Origin of the sequence: Aquimarina rubra, assembly GCF_042684305.1 — a bacterium.
Lineage (GTDB): Bacteria > Bacteroidota > Bacteroidia > Flavobacteriales > Flavobacteriaceae > Aquimarina > Aquimarina rubra.
Genome location: NZ_JBHULE010000019.1, coordinates 1,430,108 through 1,448,766 on the forward strand (window position 1 = coordinate 1,430,108; position 18,659 = coordinate 1,448,766).

Consider the following 18,659-nt stretch of genomic DNA (forward strand, 5'->3'; position numbering starts at 1 on the left):
AGGCTTTCTTTTATCATAATCTTTAGTAAAGGGTGTAATAATTTGAAGAAAACTAATTTATCTCGTGAAGTTAATTAGCTTTCTACGATAAGCGGTTAATAACTTTGATTTAGAGATAAAACCACAATACTTCCCGTTTTTGATAACAGGTAGGTTCCAGGCTCCTGTATCCTGAAATTTACGCATAGCTGTTTTCGCGTCATCATCTTCATAAATGATAACTGTTTTTACCTGTGTCAGGAGCATTTCTACAGTGGTCTTATGATATAAAGAAATATCAAACATAATATCTCTGATATCATCCAGAGACACAATACCCAATAGGATATTCGATTCATCTATAACAGGAAATAAGTTTCTGTTAGATTTTGCAACGGCCTCACTTAAGAGATGCTTTAGAGTATGTTGAGGATGAACAGGGATGAAATTAGTTTCTATACAGTCATCTAAATTCATTAGTGTTAGTACCGTTTGATCTTTATCGTGAGTCAATAATAATCCTTGTTCAGCCAACTCTCTGGTATATATATTATGTTCAATCCTATTTTTTGAAATAATAAAAGAAATAGCTGTTGTGATCATCAATGGCACAAATAATTCATAACTAGAGGTAATTTCTGCGATAAGAAATATAGAAGTAAGAGGTGCGTGTAGCACACCTGCGATAAGTCCAGCCATTCCAAGTAAGGTAAAATTAGCTTCCGATACCTGAAATCCCATTCCTAAATTATTTATGATTTTAGAAACCACATTACCCAATGCACTACCCATGACCATCGTTGGAATGATGATTCCTCCTGATCCTCCGGCGGCGAAGGTTGCTGTCATCGCAATTGCCTTAAAGACTGTAATCCCTATTAATAATCCTATAATCATCCAGATATTGCCTGTCAAATGATCAAAAGGAGTATTACCTATAGCTGTTAGGTGATTTCCATTAAGAAGGTCATTAATAAACCCTAGACCTTCACCATAAAGTGGAGGAATAAAATATAACATCACTCCAATAGCGAAACCGCCGATTAGTAAACGATGAATTTTTTTAGGAAAGCGGTCGAAAAAGTGCAGGATACCAAAGTACATTTTGGTAAAATAAATAGAAGCAATAGCTGTTCCTATTCCCAGAATGATATAAAAAGGAGTGTCATAAATATCAAATTTTTCTATGACATCAAATCTAAACAAGACTTCATCTCCTAGAAAGAAATAGGATGTAATAATTGAAGACACTGAGGCAAAAAGTAACGGTAATAATGACGTTAACGTGAGATCCAGGCTAAAAACTTCTACAGCAAAAACCAAACCGGCCAGAGGAGATTTAAAAACTGCCGAAATGGCTCCAGCTGCGGCACAACCAATTAATAAAAATCGAGTTTTACTATCTAATTTAAATAATGTACTAATGTTAGAACTTAGCGTAGAACCAGAACCTACTGCAGGTCCAAGTAGTCCAACAGAACCACCAAATCCAACGGTGATTGGAGCCAGAAGAAGAGGTAAATATCCGCTTAAGGGTTTTATTTTACCATCTTTTTTGGAAAGGGAATATAAAATTAACGGGATCGCGGATCTTACGTCTTTCTTAATAACAAATTTGGTAATGATATATACAATAAGTAGTCCAATTACAGGAATAATAAAGTAAAACGAAGTTTGCCAAGATATGATATCACTTTCCAGCACTACCTGAATTAAATGTGTAATATTCTTAAGTAAAAGCGAAATAAGACCTGCGCAAAAACCAACGATTATACTTAGAATAAGAACAAAGTTTTTCGTGGAAATATGACGATATCGCCAAATTAAAAACCTATGAAGTAATGTCTTTTTTTTAGTTGGCATGTATAGGTTAGTCTTGGTTTAGATTAAAGGTAACAAAAAATCCCGCTTTTGGCGGGATCTTATGTTTTATAAATCTAATTTGATATGTAATTCCTTAAGTTGTTCCCGATCAATATTGGCAGGAGCATCGATCATTACATCTCGCCCACTGTTATTTTTTGGAAATGCAATGAAATCTCTAATAGTTTCCTGACCTCCAAGTATAGCAACCAATCTATCAAATCCAAAGGCGATACCTCCATGCGGTGGCGCACCATATTGAAATGCATCTAGTAAGAAACCAAACTGTGCTTTGGCTTCTTCCGGTGTAAAACCTAAATGATCAAACATCAATGCTTGGGTTTCTTTATCGTGAATACGAATAGATCCTCCTCCGATTTCATTTCCGTTTAAGACTAGATCATAAGCGTTTGCTCTCACTTCACCTGGTTTTGAATCCAAAAGCGGAATATCTTCCGGTTTTGGAGAAGTAAACGGGTGGTGCATAGCGTGATAACGTTCTGTCTCTTCATCCCATTCTAATAATGGGAAATCCACTACCCATAAAGGAGCAAACTCTTCTGGGTTTCTTAATCCTAATCGTTCAGCAAGTTCCATTCTCAAAGCACTTAACTGACCTCTAACTTTATTAGCTTGCCCAGATAATACGCAAATTAAATCTCCTGCTTTTGCTCCGGTAGTTTCTGCCCATTTAGCAAGATCTTCCTGGTCATAAAATTTATCTACAGAGGATTTAAAACTTCCGTCTTCATTACATTTTACATATACCATTCCGAGTGCACCAACTTGCGGACGTTTTACCCAGTCAATCAGCTTGTCTATCTCTTTTCTAGTATAGGATGCACCACCGGGAACAGCAATGGCTACTACTAACTCAGCATCATTAAATACTTTAAATTCTTTGTGTTGCGCTACATCATTGAGTTCACCAAATTTCATCCCGAAACGAATATCAGGCTTGTCATTTCCATAGGTACGCATAGCTTCATCATAGGTCATTCTTGGGAAATCGCTAATTTCCTGACCTTTTATATCTTTTATTAAATGGCGAGTAAGCCCTTCAAAGATATTCAGAATATCTTCTTGCTCCACAAAGGCCATTTCGCAGTCAATCTGAGTAAACTCAGGTTGTCTGTCAGCTCTTAAATCTTCATCTCTAAAACACTTTACAATCTGAAAATATTTATCCATTCCACCAACCATGAGCAATTGCTTAAAAGTTTGTGGAGACTGTGGTAACGCATAAAACTGACCTTCATTCATACGCGAAGGCACTACAAAATCTCTTGCACCTTCTGGTGTAGATTTGATAAGGTATGGTGTCTCGACTTCTATAAAACCTTCTTGAGACAGATAGTTTCGGACCTTCATAGCTACCTGATGGCGAAACATCAAACTGTTTTTTACCGGGTTACGTCTTATATCTAGGTATCTATATTTCATTCTAATATCTTCGCCACCATCAGTTTCATCTTCAATAGTAAATGGCGGAGTTTGGGCTTCGTTTAAAACTGTTAACTCAGAAACTAAAATTTCAATATCTCCTGTTGGAGTATTTGGATTTTTTGATTCTCGTTCGATGACAGTTCCTTTAACTTGAATAACAAACTCTCTTCCTAACTTTTTAGAACGATCCAAAAGTTCTTTCGCTGTTCTTTCTTCGTCAAATACCAATTGGGTTATGCCGTATCGGTCTCTGAGGACTACCCAATTTAGTACCCCTCTATCTTTAACTCTTTGCACCCAACCTGATAGGGTAACTTCTTTATTAATATCTGAGTTGCGTAATTCACCGCAAGAATGACTTCTGTACATAGCTAATTATTAAGGCTGCAAAAATAAGAAGTTTAATATTAAATATCTTGAGTTTTGGCGAAAATGAAACAACTGGTAGTAAAACTTTTAGCGTAAAAAACAGGTACGGATTTACTGTATTATTTTTATGGTTTTAGCTTATAATTGTTTAATTATCAATATTTTAGAAACTAACATATGTTAGCTTTAACTTTTTTTTATAAGAATGTTTTAATAGATTTAACCAAACTTATAAACAAATCATTATGAAAAAACAAACTCAAATTAGCAAGGGGCTTTTGCTATTCTTGTTTTTATTTCCTGTTATTCTTTTTGCGCAGGAAACGATTACCGGAAAAGTAGTTATTGAAAGTACCGGAGAATCAGCACCATTCGTAAACATTGTAGAGAATGGTACTAATAATGGTACCGCCAGTGATATCGACGGTAATTTTTCAATTACAGTAAGCTCATTGCCGGCAAGATTAAGAGTATTTGCTCTTGGTTTTTCAACCAAAATGGTTGATGTTTCCCAGGCTGGGGCAATTACAATTCAGATTAGTGAATCCACAGAAGCACTTGAAGAGGTAGTCGTTACCGGTTTAGGAACTTCTATCAAACGGGCAAATTTGGCAAATGCCGTTTCTACGGTGTCTTCTGAAGAACTGGTTGGTAATACCAGTCAAACAACAGTAGATGGGGCCTTGTATGGTAAAGTGACTGGTGTTAATATTACTGCATCTTCTGGTGCGCCAGGGGGAGGATTTGCATTGAGATTAAGAGGTATATCTTCTATTAATGGAAACAACCAACCATTAATTATTGTAGACGGTGTATATGTAAACAATGTAGAGATTCCTTCGGGATTACGTTTTGCATCAGGTGGAAATAGAGGAAATGAAGAAAATGCTGGGAACAGATTAGCTGATTTAGACCCAAATGATATTGAAAATATAGAGGTTTTAAAGGGATCTTCAGCGGCAGCTATTTATGGTCAACGTGGTAACGCCGGAGTAGTTATTATTACAACCAAAAGAGGAAAAGGTGGTAAAACAAAAATTAGTTTTAGCCAAGATACAGGTATCAATGTAATTCAAAATAAACTTGGACTTAGGCCTTGGACAGCACAATCTGTTGAAGATACATTTGATGCTACAGAAAGACAAAGATTTGAAGATGCTGTTGCGAATGGAGGTCTTATCGATTATGAAGACGAAATTTATGGTAATACTGGTTTTATTACTGATACAAGATTAAATGCTACAGGTGGTAATGAAAAAACACAATTTTATGTAGGGGGTTCTTATAGAGATGAGGAAGGTATTATTAAAAATACAGGATTTGATAGATTTTCGGTAAGAGCAAATATTGATCATAAAATTTCTGACATCTTCGATTTTACATCAACAACAAATTATGTAAAGAGTAATTCGAGTAGAAGTTTTACAGGAAATGAAAATGAAGGAGGTTTAAGTTTCGGGTATACACTAGCATTTACACGTCCTTGGTATAATTTATTTCCGGATGCTAATGGTAACTATCCAAATAACCCGAATTATCCTGGAAATCCAATATTTGTAAGAGACCAGGCGAAAAATGAGGATACTAACAATAGAATCATTCAGGGATTTAAATTGAATACTAAGATTTTAACAAATGACAGGAATAGAGTTCGGTTTCTTGTCAACGGAGGTATAGATTACCTGGCTAATGAAACATATGTTTTTGTTCCAAAAGAACATCAAGCTCAAGTAGGAGGGCAAGAAGGTTTTATTTCGCAAGGTAAGAATAACTTTACTCAAATTAATGCGCAAGCAATTGCCATTTGGGATCATGATATGTTAGGTGATGATTTGGATTTGACCACGCAGGTAGGTATAACTTACTTGGATCAAGAAGCCAATTTGGTAAATAGTAGAGGCTCTAATTTATCTGTTGGTCAGACAAATGTAGATCAATCTGTTAATCAGGTTATAGATCAATTTATTTCTAACGAAGAGGATTTCGGATATTTTGGTCAAATTGAAGGTAACTATAAGAATCAATTTATAGCAACTTTAGGATATCGTTTAGATAAATCTTCCAGAAACGGAGATCCTAATAAATTCTATGGTTTCCCTAAAGCTTCTTTGGCGATAAATATTTCGAATTTCGAATTTTGGAGCTTAGAAGCTGTCAATCAATTAAAATTAAGAGCTGCATATGGTGAGACTGGAAATCCTGCAGCTTTTGGAGCTACTTTTACTAGTTTAGGTTCATCTAATATTGGAGGAAATGGAGGTGCATCTGTAGCTGGTTTAAATGGTGACCCTGATGTAGAACCTGAAACAGCAAGCGAATTTGAAATAGGTTTTGATGTTGGTTTCCTAGATAGCAGAATTTCTCTTGAAGCTACATACTACAATAAAAATGTTGAAGATCTAATTTTATCAAGATCTTTACCTGCATCCTCTGGTTTTACTACGGAAACAACCAATTTAGCTGACTTGAAAAATGAAGGTGTTGAACTAGCGTTGAGAGCAGATGTATTGGATACAGATAGTTTTTATTGGAATACTGGGATTCAATTTTACTTAAATAGATCCGAAGTTACGAGATTAGATGTACCTGCTTTTGCACAACCAGGTGCTGGATTTGGAACTGGATTAGGTACATTTTTTATAGAAGAAGGTCAACCTGTAACACAGTTAGTAGGTAATATCGATGGAACTCTTACTCAGGTAGGAAATGTAGAGCCGGATTTTCAAATGGCTTTTAATAATCAGCTTACCTTATTTAAGCAATGGGATGTTTCCTTTTTATTACAGTGGAAAAAAGGTGGAGATAACTTAAATTTATCTAGATTTCTTACTGATTTAGGAGGAACAAGCCCTGATTTAGAAACTCCAGAAGGACAGGCTCGTTTAGCAACTCCTGCAAATGCAGAACGTTTTGTTGAGCCTGCAGGATATGTAAGATTAAGAGAAGCGGCAATTTACTATCGTATTTCTTCTGATAATATTAAAGCACTTTTTGGAGATACCGTAAGTGATATTAAACTTGGGGTGTCTGGAAGAAATTTATTTACGATCACTGATTATAGTAGTTATGATCCAGAGGTCTCGGTAAATGGTGGAGCTGGTTTATCTAGTGGTATAGAGGTAACTCCTTTCCCAAGTTCGCAACAATTTTACTTGCATTTAAATGTTAATTTTTAATAGAAAGAAAATGAAAAATATATTTAAAATCGCGACTAGGTATGTAATTGCATTATTCCTTTTCGCTTTTATCACTACTTCTTGTTCGATAGATGAGGTAGTTGATCCTAACGGTCCTAGTGTTGGAGGAGTTCTTACTAATGCTTCTATCGCTCAATTAAATGAACTAGCGGTAGGTGTGGAGTCTACTACCAGAAATGGTTTAGGAGTAGAAGTCACAGCAAGTGGAACTATGGCAAGAGAATTATATTTGTTTGATGCAGATCCTAGAAATACTGGAGATTTATTAGGTAAAGAAGGAATCACTCTTGATAATAATTCTTTTTACAGCGTTTCTCAATGGAATGGAAGCTATAGATGTATTAAAAATGCTAATATTTTAATAGAAGCCGTAAGCAATACAAGTTCAGTTACGGATTCTGAAAGAAACGGTTATTTAGGATACGCTAAGACAATAATAGCTTATGAATTAATTCAAATCTTGAAGTCTTATGGAATGGCTAGAGTAGATGTAGCTGATCCAAATAATTTAGGGCCTCTTCTTGACATTGGAGAAGTATTAACATTCGTTAGAAATTTATTGGATGAAGCGAATACAGATTTAGGTAATTCTGGATCGTCATTTGTGTTTCCTTTAAGTAGTGGTTTTGATGGTTTTAATACACCAACCACTTTTGCTCAATTTAACAGAGCAATATTAGCAGTAGCAGCAGTTTATGATGGCGACGGCACTGCAGCTTTAACGGCATTGAATGGTTCATATTTTAATCTTTCAGGTGATTTAGATTTAGGTCCGAAGCATATTTTTGGATTAGGTGGTGGTGATATTGCAAATCCTGTTTTTAGAGTTGCATCTGTTTCCGCAGCAGAGCCTAATAATGGGGATCAAATTATTGTACACGATAGCTGGATTAACGAAGCAGAAGCTGGTGATACAAGAGTAACTACCAAAACTGCTGTTAGACCGGATCCTAGTGTTCAGGATGGATTAACGGGAACTCATGAGACCAGGCTATATGATTCTAACATATCTGACATTGATATAATTAGAAATGAAGAGTTAATTTTAGTGTACGCAGAAGCAAGTATTTTAGCAAATAATTTACAAGATGCCGAAGATGCTTTAAACGTAATTCGTAATTCTGCAAGTTTATTGGATTATGGAGGGTTACAAAATGCGGATGATTTAACTACCGAACTACTAAATCAAAGAAGATATTCTCTATGGGCAGAGAACCATAGAATGTTTGATTTAAGAAGATATGGATTATCTGACACCTTGCCAATTGATAGAGCTGGAGATCAAATATTTAATGTATTGCCAATACCATTATCAGAAAATCTATAAACTAATATTTGGAATAGTAAAAACGCCGCAAATTTGCGGCGTTTTTTAATAAGTTATAAGTCACAAAATGTGTTTTGGTTTCTGTTTTTTAAATTTTATTAACCTTTTGTATGGTTCTCTTTCCCGAGAAATCTGCTATCTCCATAAAATAAAGACCACTAGGTAAACCAGATAGGTCGTATTGTAGTTGACTATTATTAGATTTAAAAACTATTTTTCCAGAAACGTCATATAAATTAATACCAGAAGGAGCAGTCGTAAATGATACTCTATTTATTATAGGATTAGGATAAAATAATATAGTATTTAATGCTACCTCATCTACTGATAATACTTCTGGTTCTCCAACCTCTCTTACAACACTAACTTTATTGCTTTGTGATATAAATAAATCACCATTTTTATTAAACAAAAGATAGTTTGAGTCATCTAATCCACCAACAATATCTGTTGTACTACCATCATTTTGATTGTATTTTACAATTTTCACAGTGGCAGAAGGTCCGTTACCAACTTGTTCGTCGAAATAAACAAAATCATTAGAATCTACAGCTACAGAGCGAATCCCAACAATTCCGGTTAATAATGTTGTGCTCGATCCATCAGGAGCGATTTTGATTAATTTACGGTCGTTACGATCCGCAACAAAAAGGTTTCCACTACGATCAAATGCGATTCCTTCTGGAGAGAATAATCCAGTAGCGTATTCTGAAACTGATCCGGCGGGTGTAATTTTAAGAATATTTCCACTAAAATTACTTACATATAGATTTCCAGCAGTATCAAACTTTACATCCCAAGGAGAGCTAATTCCATCAGAAGAACTAAGAAATTGTGATTGTTGTACATTGGTATCAAACTTTAAAATCTGACTTAAGAACGACTCTGCCACATAAAGGTCGCTATTTTGATCAAAAGAAATTCCGTTGTTATTAAAACCTGTAGAGGCAAACTCGGTGATTGTTTCTATATCAGTAGCTTTAAAAATTTTCCCGGTCGTATGTTCAGCGATAAATAAATTTTGATCTTCATCAAAAGCTAGACCTCTTGGTGTGCTTAACCCAGTTACATAGTCCTCAATTACAAAAGTAGGACCTTCTACAGTTACGGTAGTGCTACAAGTGTTTATATTACCTGCAATATCTGTAACAGTTAAGGTGACTATTTGTTCTCCAATATCAGCACTAGTAAAATTTGTTTTATCAATAGCTATATTTTGGATAGAGCAGTTATCTGTAGAATTATTATTAATATCCTGTGCAGAAATGCTTGCAGAACCGGTTTCATCTAATTGAATACTGAAAGGAGCAATACAATTGGCAGAAGGAAGGATGTCATCAGCAACAGTAACCGTTGCAGTTATCATATCTGAATTTCCGGTATTGTCTATCACGGTTAAGGTAACTATATTATCTCCAATGTTAGAACAATCAAAAGTATTTGGGGTAACAGCTAAACTAAAGTCGCAATTGTCTGTAGATCCATCATCAATATCATTTCCTGTAATATTAATTGTCCCATTATTATCAAGTTGTACTGTAATATCTTTTGCTTGAGCAAATGGAATTGTATTATCTTCTACTGTCACAACAGCTGTTGTCGAATCAGTATTTCCATTTACATCAGTTACTGTTAAGGTTACCGTGTTTTCTCCTATGTTGGTGCAGTTAAAACTATCTGGTGATACTGTAATGGAAGAGATGCTACAATTATCTGAAGATCCGTTATTTATATCACTTGTTACAATGCTTGCCATACCAGTATTATCTAACGAGACGGTAATATCTTTGGTTAATACTGTTGGATTTGTAGTATCCTGTACTGTAACTATTGCAGTATTAGAATCAGAATTGCCATTTACATCAGTTACTGTTAAGGTTACTGTGTTTTCTCCTACATCGGCACAGTTAAAACTATCTGGTGATACTGTAATGGAAGAGATGCTACAATTATCTGAAGATCCGTCATTAATTTCACTAGCAACTATACTTGCCATTCCGCTATTATCTAAAGAAACAGAAATGTTTTTGGTAACTACTATTGGATTTATAACATCCTGTACTGTAACTATAGCAGTGGTTTCGTTAAAATTATTACTTCCATCTGTTGCGGTCAGCGTAACAGTGTTTTCTCCAACATTGGAGCAATCAAAGGTGTTTGGAGTAACGGTTAGGCTTAGATTACAATTATCCGAAGATCCATCATTTATATCATTTCCTGTGATGCTTATTGTACCATTATTATCAAGTTGTACAGTAATATCTTTAGCTTGAGCTACTGGATTTGTATTATCTTCTACTGTAACAATGGCTGTTGTTGAATCACTATTTCCAGCAATGTCAGTCACAGTCATGGTTATTGTGTTTGCTCCTAAGTCGGAACAGGTTAATACACTAGGGGATACTGTAATTGAGGCAATAGCACAATCATCTGTAGACCCATTATCAATAGCGATAGGATCTAAAACAATTAGGCCATTAGTTCCTAGTTGTACAGTGATATCTTGAGCCACTGGAGTTGGGTTGGTAGTGTCTTCTGTTGTTCTGATAAAGTTAAAAGAGGAATATCTACTTTTATCATCAGGAGCACAAACAGCCCTTACCAGAAATCTATAAGAGTTATTGGGATTTAAATCATTTATGGTAAAGGGATTCGTATTTGTTGTATAAATAATTTCGTTTGATGTGCCAACACGAGTAACTGAAACCTCCCAAGAAGTTTCAGAACCATTTGAGGTCCATCCAATGGTTCCGGAAGAACAAGTTTCATTAGTAACAGTCAATGAGGTTGGTATCTGACATGTAGCTAAGGTTCTAAAATCGAAAGTAATCCATTTACTAAAACCATCTGCATCACAATTAGATCTAACGTATAGTGTGTAATCGGTATCTTTAATAAGTCCATTAACACCATACATTGTAGAAGTAACCATATCTCCAGAAACTGGTTCTGGATCGTTGAATAAAACTACAGTAGCTTCCCAGCTGGTTTCGGAATCACCAGCTTGCCACGAGAAGTCTGCACTGTCCAATGTGATATCTGTACTGTTGATATTTATAGGAGAAGGACATATTTCAAGTGTTTTAAAAAATACTTGAGGAGAGTAGTCACTATCGGAGGTGGTACAATTAGATCGAATAGCAATGCTATAATTAGTGTCTTGATCTAAATCTGTTAGTGTAAACGGATTTGAATTTGCTGATATCACTTCTCTTGAAGAATTATCTCGATTGATAACGACAATATCCCAAGAGGTTTCAGAACCTGCATTGGTCCAGCTTACATCTACCGTCGATGGCGTTAAGCTATTCGTGTCAATAGCCAAGTTTGATGGGATTCTACAGTTTGGAAATTGATAGGTAAAATTATACTGTGTACCTTCTCCTGGATACTCGGACGTAGATATATTGTCATTAGAAACTGCAGAGCTTACAGCACTTGGCGATCCGGGTGTAACACTAATAAAACTAATTTGATCTGCAAATTCCGTATTTAGCCCAATACTGGCAGATTGATTCTCGACGGAATTGTTTGGACCGTATAAAAAAGTAATATTATTTGTGGTCTCTTCTAAAATTACCCGAAAACTTACTTCAGAATTTGGGTTTGGGGGGAATTCACTAGTCCAAAGTACTTTTTCCCATTCAATCGTAAATGTTCTAAAAGGCGCTGTTCCGGTGAGCAATATTTTTCTTTTGGCGATGGTATTATCACTTACAACTCTCATTCGGTTATCCCACAGAGGAGCTATAATTCCTGTAGATCCATCAGAAACTTGTCCAATATCTGATAGTTCATTGGGTTGAGGTGTGGATGTACCTCCGAAATTTACCAAACCGTTAGCTGTGAAAACAAGACGATTTGATTTTTGGCCAGCATATTCAAAATCAAAAGGGATGGTGACTATACTAAAAGTGAACGGATTTAGAGTGGTTTCATCAGCTCCCGTTAAAGGATCATAAGAAGCAGTGCTTTCAGAAAAAGTATAATAATTTTCGATTTGAGCTTTTGTGGTATTCCAGCACAAGAGCATTAAAAGTATTCCAAGGTAAAAATAGTTTTGTTTCATAAAGTGTTATTTGTTTTATAGTATTATAGCAATATGATATAGGTTTTCCCAGGGCATATATCAGTTGCCTATATTTTTATAAGAGTGATGCAAAAAAGTAAATAAATCACAAAGACGTGTTGGAAAATCAATGTTGTTTGTAATCGATCTGCTAAGTAGGAAAAAAGGTGTGTCAAATAAGTTTAGGTTTTGGGGTTAAAAATAGATTTGGGTAAATCGGGTGCAAAAATAATATTATTTTATGAATTTCCAAATAACAAATAATTCATTAACAGTTGTTTAAGTACTATAAAACGCCGCAAATTTGCGGCGTTTTATAATAATGAATCCAGCTTACTCTATGTAGTAGCAGGAGATCCTATAGTGATCTCTTCATCGGGCGTAGAGAGTTCCTCAACAACTTTCTTTTTGCTAAATCTTACTTTCACTTTATGTACTATAAAGAATAGACATGGTACTATGATAAGTGTTAAAAATGTAGCGATGATCAAACCATAGATTACCGCCCAGGCTAATGGTCCCCAAAAAATTACGTTGTCTCCTCCAATATAAATCTTAGGATCAAATTCAGTAAATAACGAGAAGAAATCAACATTGAAACCGACCGCTAAAGGGATTAATCCAAGTACGGTGGTGATTGCCGTTAGTATTACGGGTCGTAAACGCGCTCTACCTCCTTGTACGACTAATTTTCTAACTTCTTCGTTAGGCAATAATTCATCATCTTCAAGATCAAGCTCTACCATTTTACGATCAATCAATAATTGTGTATAGTCTAGTAATACCACTCCATTGTTTACCACAATTCCTGCAAGTGATATAATACCCATCATGGTCATCATAATTACAAAAGCTGCCCCAGTAATTAAAATACCTCCAAAAACTCCAATAAAGCTCAAAAATATAGCTAGCATAATGATAGTTGGCTTGGATATTGAACTAAATTGAAAAATCAACAACAACATAATTAATCCCAGTCCGGAGAAAAATGCACCCATCAAAAAAGACATTTGTTTGTTTTGTTCTTCGATTTGTCCTGTATAATCTATTTTTACACCTTTAGGCAATTCTTTAAAGCTTGCCATTTCGGTTTGTATTTGAGATACTATAGCACCAGCATCGGTATAACCCGGTTGTAATCCTGAATAAACCGTTACAACACGCTTGGTATCCTTATGTTTTACAGCACTAAAAGATGAGGTGTTTTTTTGAGAAGCGACTGCAGAAACAGGAATCTCTTTTAACTTACCTGAAGCTTGGTCTCTAAACGTGATATTTTGATTAAATAATGCACTGGTATTATATCGATTATCTTCATCAAAACGAACATAAATATCATAATCCTCACCATCTTTTTTATAGACTCCAGCTTTTTCTCCAAAAATAGAACGCCTTAATTGATTTCCCACTTGTCCGGCTGCCACTCCCAATTCCCCAGCTTTTTCTCTATCTACTACCACTTGCATGGCTGGTTTACCTTTATTAACATCAATTTTTAATTCCTCGATTCCCGGGATGTTTTTTTCATTGATAAAGTTGCGCATTTTTTCTGCTACGGTTATCAATTGATCATAGTCAGAACCTTCGATTTCTATATTAATCGGATATCCAGCAGGAGGTCCAACCGCATCTTTTTCTACAGAGATGGCAACCCCCGGATAAATTCCTTTCAGAGCATCTTGTACTTTCTGTCGAAGGACTTCAGAGTCTTTCCCTTTTCTAAATTTATATTCTCTCATCGCCGCTATAATCTTAGCACGATGCGGCATTTCTGCACTACTACCACCATCTGTTTGAGGATTACCGGCTCCTTCACCAACCTGTGATACCGCAGCTTCTACTAAGTAGTTGTAATCTTTGCCTTCAATGTACTCTTCGTCATTAATTACAGCATATACACGATTCTCAATTTCTTTGGTGATTTTATTTGTTTTCTTAATATCGGTTCCCTGAGGGTATTCGATATACACAATAATTTGATTCGGTTTATTGTCAGGGAAAAATTCAATTTTGGTACGTTGGCTGTCTACTGAAGCCCCAAACGCTCCAAAAACAATAAATAAAATAAGAAACGTTCCTATCACAAATCCATAGGATCTCCAACCTTTTAATGCGAAGTTTAGAAATCTTTGATAACTGTTTTCTAACCAAGTTAAGATTCTTCTCTGAAAGAAAAGCGCGGCATTCTTAAGCGCAAAACGATAGAACCAAAACATAATGGCTGTAAAAATCATTAAAGTACCTAAGCCTCTAACTGCCCCACCAAAAATCATGATAAAAATCCCAAATCCCCCAAGAATAATACTTATTCGAATCAGTTGCTTTACAGTCAGTACCTTTTCTCCAATTTCCATAAAACGGGATACGAGCATAGAATTAATAAAAATAGCAACGAATAGAGAAGACCCTAAAACTACGGATAAAGTTATCGGAAAGTAGATCATAAACTGCCCCATTACGCCAGGCCATAAACCTAGAGGAACAAAAGCCGCTACGGTGGTGGCTGTTGATATAATAATGGGAAAAGCAATTTCTCCAATACCTTTTTTAGCAGCTTCGATCCGAGACATCCCTTCTTCCTCCATCAAACGATACACGTTCTCAACGACCACAATACCATTATCTACTAACATTCCTAATCCCATAATTAATGCGAAAAGAATCATTGTATTCATCGTATAGCCTAATAAGGACAATATCATAAATGACATGAACATGGACATCGGGATCGCAAACCCAACAAATAATGCATTTCTAAACCCAAGAAAAAATTGTAAAACTCCTACAACCAGTATAATACCGAAAATAATATTGTTCACTAAATCATCTACTTGATTGATTGTTTTAGAGGATTGATCATTCGCAATACTAATATTAAGATCTGTCGGAAAAACATTTTCTCTAGCATCTTCAACAATTTTGTTGATCTTTTCAGCAGCTTCTACCATGTTTTTACCCGAACGTTTTTTAACCTCTAACATGACCACATTATCACCAAACTCTCTGGCATAGGTGGTTTTATCTTCTTCTTTGAAGGTTATTTGGGCAATGTCTCTTAAATACACGGCACCATTCTGGGATTTTACCACAAAATCGTCTAATTCTGAAGGTTGATCTATTTCTCCAAGAATCCTAATCGTTCTTCGCTGACCGCTACTAATCATGTTTCCTGCGGACATGGTGACATTACCATTTCTTATGGTATTTATGACATCATCAAAGCTAACCTTTGCCGCCATCATTTTGTAGATATCTACGGCAACTTCAACCTCTTTCTCTTGTGCCCCTCTGATATCAACTTTTTTGATTTCTAAAAGATCCTCGATTTCATCTTCAAGATATTCGCCATATTCTTTTAGTTTATCAACCGGATAGTCTCCTGTAATGTTGATATTCATGATAGGAGTCTCTTCAGAGATACTAAGGTCAAAAACATTGGGCTCCACTTTGGCACCATTAAATGTAGGCCAGTCTTCATTAGCCGTTTCAGAATCTACTTCGTCTTTTACCTTTTGCTTTGCTTGTGGAACGGTTAGATCTTCATCAAATTCTACAGTGATAATCCCATAATCTTCTTGTGAAGTGGATGTAATTTCAACAACGTTACTTACATTTTTTAATTTATCTTCTAATGGATCAACAATAAGTCTTTCTATATCTTCTGCAGTATTCCCCGGATATGGGACACTAATATAAATTTTGGTCTCATTAATCTCAGGAAAGTTTTCTCTAGGCATCGAGAAGTATGCTGATAAACCTAAAACCAGAAAAATTCCTATCATCACATAGATAGTCGTTGGATTATCAATCGCCCAAGAGGATAGTATAAACTCTTTATCTACATTTTTCTTCTTCTTTTCCATACGATTTAGTTTATGATTTCTACTTTTTGACCATCCTTTACGCTTCTTGCTCCTTCACTGATGATGGCATCGCCGTTATTGATTCCATCGAGAATTTCGATATAATCTCCTTGGGTTTTACCGGTTTTTACAATAACTCTTTTAGCTTTTGCTATGTTTTTTGCATCCTTACTATTCGCAATGTACGTGTATTGATCACCATTCGAGTTTTCTGAGATGATACTTTGTGGAATTAAAATGGCATTTTCACTGGTATAATCATTGATTTTTACTTTAGCAGTAAGATTCGGTTTGATCATTCCGTTTTTATTAGGTATCGCAACTTCTACCGTAAACGATCGGTTATTCGGGTTGATATAATTTCCTACCTGACGAATTTTGGCGTCGATTGTTTTTCCTAAAACAGGAAAGTATACTTGGGCTTCTTTTCCTTTAACAATACTGGCGATATAACTTTCAGGAACTTCTGTTTCTATATACATCTCATCCAGATTAACAATACGTATCAATGCCGTTTGTCCGGGAGCTACAACGCTTCCTTGTTCTGCCATAACATCATCCACAATTCCTGAAAAAGGGGCACTAACAATAGATTTTGCTAACTGCCGTTTCATCTGCTCAACACCATTTTTTGTAGACTCATAATTTGTTTTAGCTTGTAGATACTGTATTTCGGACCCTATTTTTTGTTCCCATAATTTTTTCTGACGTTCAAAAGTGGTTTTAGCTAATTCGGCCTGTACTTCCATTTGCGCTACTTGCTGACTAAGACCGCCATCATCAATTCGAGCTAATGTTTGTCCCTTAGAAACGCGTTGTCCTTCTTTTACTAAAACTCTTACCAGGGTTCCCGAAGTTTCGGGATACAGAACAATATTCTTTTTGGTTTCTACACTTCCTTGTAGTTCTAGGTAATGAGTAAATAATGTGTCCTTAGCTGTAATGGTAGTTACTAACGGGAGTTTTTTAATAGTATCCAAAGAAGCGATAGCCTCATCTAATTGTTTTAATTTGTCTGCCACAGCCTGTTGTTCTGCAACAATCTCACTTCTTTTGGCTCTGATTGCAGTTAAATCACCTTTTTCGATGACTTTTTCTATAGATTTTCCGCCTTCTTGTCCACAAGAAATCATAAGAAGAAATGCGGATAATATGATAAGTATCTTTTTCATGAGTCTATTTAGTTATTTGGTGTATTGAGAATTGATTCTAGTTTGGCTTTGTTATTTATGATCGTTAACATGGCTTGAAGTACTTCTTGCTGCACACTGTATAATTGTAGCTGTGCTTGTCGTAATTCAAAACTCGAAGCCAATCCCTCGGTATATTTGATTTGATTTTTGTTTTCTATTCTTTCTGCTAGCGAAAGATTTTGTTTAGAAGTTTCATAAGTTTCCAAAGAAAGTTGATAATCACTCAAAGCAGAGTTGTATTGAAGTTGAATTTGCTGTTGTGCTTCTATAAAAGAGGTGTTTGCCTGCTCAAAAGCGATTCTGGCACGTTGTGTTTTTGCGCTTCTCCCAAGAGAACTAAAAATAGGAATGTTAAGACTAACTCCTAAAACTGAGGATTGAAACCATCTGGTTTCGCTCTCAAAAAAAACAAAATCATTATCAAAAGCCGCCGTTCCATAGTTTACAAAAGCTGATAGTTTTGGTAACGCTTTACTTTTCTCTAACTTTAACTCTAATCGTCTTTGTTCAGTCAATAAATAACCCAGTCGATAATCAATATTATTTTCAATCATAAAAGGTTTGTTCCCTATTGATTGGTCCATATTTTTAACCGTTAGGTTATCTAAGTCATCAGACAAGATGGTATTGGAGTCAACATCAACTCCGATGGTAAGATTAAACATTTGTAGTGCGATCTTAGCTAATCGTTCTGCGTTGTTTAATTGATTGGTGATTTGTAGTAGAGTAATTTGTAATTGTTCTACATCTTCTTCTTCTGCTAAACCATTTTCGAAAATCTTTTTTCTTTCTTCATAGTTTTTATCTAAAGCGGCTTTATTCTTTTGTAAAATTTTTACACTTTCTTCTGATACCAAAACACTTCCGTAGGCATTAATCACACTTTCGCGTATTCTGAGCTGTGTTTTTTCTTCAGAATCATCGCTGTATTGTAAAAAGCTTTTAGCCGCTTCTAATCCAACTAGATAAGATCCATCAAAAAGTAGTTGAGATAACGTAACCGTTGCAGAAGCTTGTTGCTGAGGTGTGAAAAATTCTTGAAACTGTCCATCGATTGGCTGACCAGTCGATTGATCAATCTCGGGAAATAAAATAGGTTGTTGTTTTAATTGATTTTGATAATCAATTGCAGCATTAATCTGTGGTAGACCCGTTGCCGTGGTTTCCCATTTTTGTTTTAATGCTTTAGCCACATCACGCCTAGCGTTGATCGACTGATAACTATTCTCTAGTGCAAATTCAATAGCTTCATCCAATGTAAATGAATATTGAGAGGAAACCGGGGTGTCCTGTGCAAAACCAAATAGTGTGAATAGGCTAAAGAAACATAAAGACCAAAGGTGGTTTCTCATA

General features: G+C 35.5%; 8 protein-coding genes. 2 read left to right on the plus strand and 6 right to left on the minus strand.

The features are described from left to right. Nucleotides 1-57: 57 nt before the first annotated feature. Both ACFSR1_RS14810 and aspS read right to left on the minus strand, forming a co-directional pair. Nucleotides 58-1,842, minus strand: coding sequence for a chloride channel protein (locus ACFSR1_RS14810; RefSeq protein ID WP_378293791.1), 1,785 nt, complete (start codon nucleotides 1,840-1,842; stop codon nucleotides 58-60). A 66-nt stretch (nucleotides 1,843-1,908) separates the two neighbouring features. Then, nucleotides 1,909-3,657 carry an aspartate--tRNA ligase gene (aspS, locus tag ACFSR1_RS14815; RefSeq protein ID WP_378293793.1) on the minus strand — a complete coding sequence of 583 codons (1,749 nt, stop codon included), beginning with the start codon at nucleotides 3,655-3,657 and terminating at the stop codon, nucleotides 1,909-1,911. Nucleotides 3,658-3,902: 245 nt separating this feature from the next. Here aspS and ACFSR1_RS14820 point away from each other — a divergent pair, with 245 nt between their 5' ends. Next, nucleotides 3,903-6,833 (plus strand): SusC/RagA family TonB-linked outer membrane protein, encoded by a 2,931-nt coding sequence (locus ACFSR1_RS14820; protein WP_378293795.1) that lies wholly within the window; start codon nucleotides 3,903-3,905, stop codon nucleotides 6,831-6,833. 10 nt (nucleotides 6,834-6,843) lie between these two features. Further along, complete coding sequence (locus ACFSR1_RS14825) at nucleotides 6,844-8,181, plus strand: RagB/SusD family nutrient uptake outer membrane protein (protein WP_378293797.1); 1,338 nt, start codon at nucleotides 6,844-6,846, stop codon at nucleotides 8,179-8,181. A gap of 88 nt (nucleotides 8,182-8,269) precedes the next feature. Here ACFSR1_RS14825 and ACFSR1_RS14830 read toward each other — a convergent pair whose 3' ends face one another. The 4 genes from ACFSR1_RS14830 to ACFSR1_RS14845 form a co-directional block, all read right to left on the minus strand. Beyond that, nucleotides 8,270-12,250 carry a fibronectin type III domain-containing protein gene (locus ACFSR1_RS14830; RefSeq protein WP_378293799.1) on the minus strand — a complete coding sequence of 1,327 codons (3,981 nt, stop codon included), beginning with the start codon at nucleotides 12,248-12,250 and terminating at the stop codon, nucleotides 8,270-8,272. A 338-nt stretch (nucleotides 12,251-12,588) separates the two neighbouring features. Further along, the gene (locus ACFSR1_RS14835) at nucleotides 12,589-16,113 is read right to left on the minus strand and encodes an efflux RND transporter permease subunit (protein ID WP_378293801.1); all 3,525 of its coding nucleotides are present in this window, start codon (nucleotides 16,111-16,113) and stop codon (nucleotides 12,589-12,591) included. Between the two features lie 5 nt (nucleotides 16,114-16,118). Then, entirely contained in the window at nucleotides 16,119-17,285 is a 1,167-nt protein-coding gene (locus ACFSR1_RS14840; RefSeq protein WP_378293803.1) for an efflux RND transporter periplasmic adaptor subunit, read from the minus strand. A gap of 8 nt (nucleotides 17,286-17,293) precedes the next feature. Then, nucleotides 17,294-18,658, minus strand: a complete 1,365-nt coding sequence (locus ACFSR1_RS14845) for a TolC family protein (RefSeq protein ID WP_378293805.1) — start codon at nucleotides 18,656-18,658, stop codon at nucleotides 17,294-17,296. Between the last annotated feature and the right edge of the window lies 1 nt (nucleotide 18,659).

Bases quoted from the DNA above. Each gene is read 5' to 3' on its own strand.
- ACFSR1_RS14810 (WP_378293791.1), bottom strand. From the start codon at position 1,842: ATGCCAACTAAAAAAAAGACATTACTTCATAGGTTTTTAATTTGGCGA.
- aspS (WP_378293793.1), bottom strand. From the start codon at position 3,657: ATGTACAGAAGTCATTCTTGCGGTGAATTACGCAACTCAGATATTAAT.
- ACFSR1_RS14820 (WP_378293795.1), top strand. From the start codon at position 3,903: ATGAAAAAACAAACTCAAATTAGCAAGGGGCTTTTGCTATTCTTGTTT.
- ACFSR1_RS14825 (WP_378293797.1), top strand. From the start codon at position 6,844: ATGAAAAATATATTTAAAATCGCGACTAGGTATGTAATTGCATTATTC.
- ACFSR1_RS14830 (WP_378293799.1), bottom strand. From the start codon at position 12,250: ATGAAACAAAACTATTTTTACCTTGGAATACTTTTAATGCTCTTGTGC.
- ACFSR1_RS14835 (WP_378293801.1), bottom strand. From the start codon at position 16,113: ATGGAAAAGAAGAAGAAAAATGTAGATAAAGAGTTTATACTATCCTCT.
- ACFSR1_RS14840 (WP_378293803.1), bottom strand. From the start codon at position 17,285: ATGAAAAAGATACTTATCATATTATCCGCATTTCTTCTTATGATTTCT.
- ACFSR1_RS14845 (WP_378293805.1), bottom strand. From the start codon at position 18,658: ATGAGAAACCACCTTTGGTCTTTATGTTTCTTTAGCCTATTCACACTA.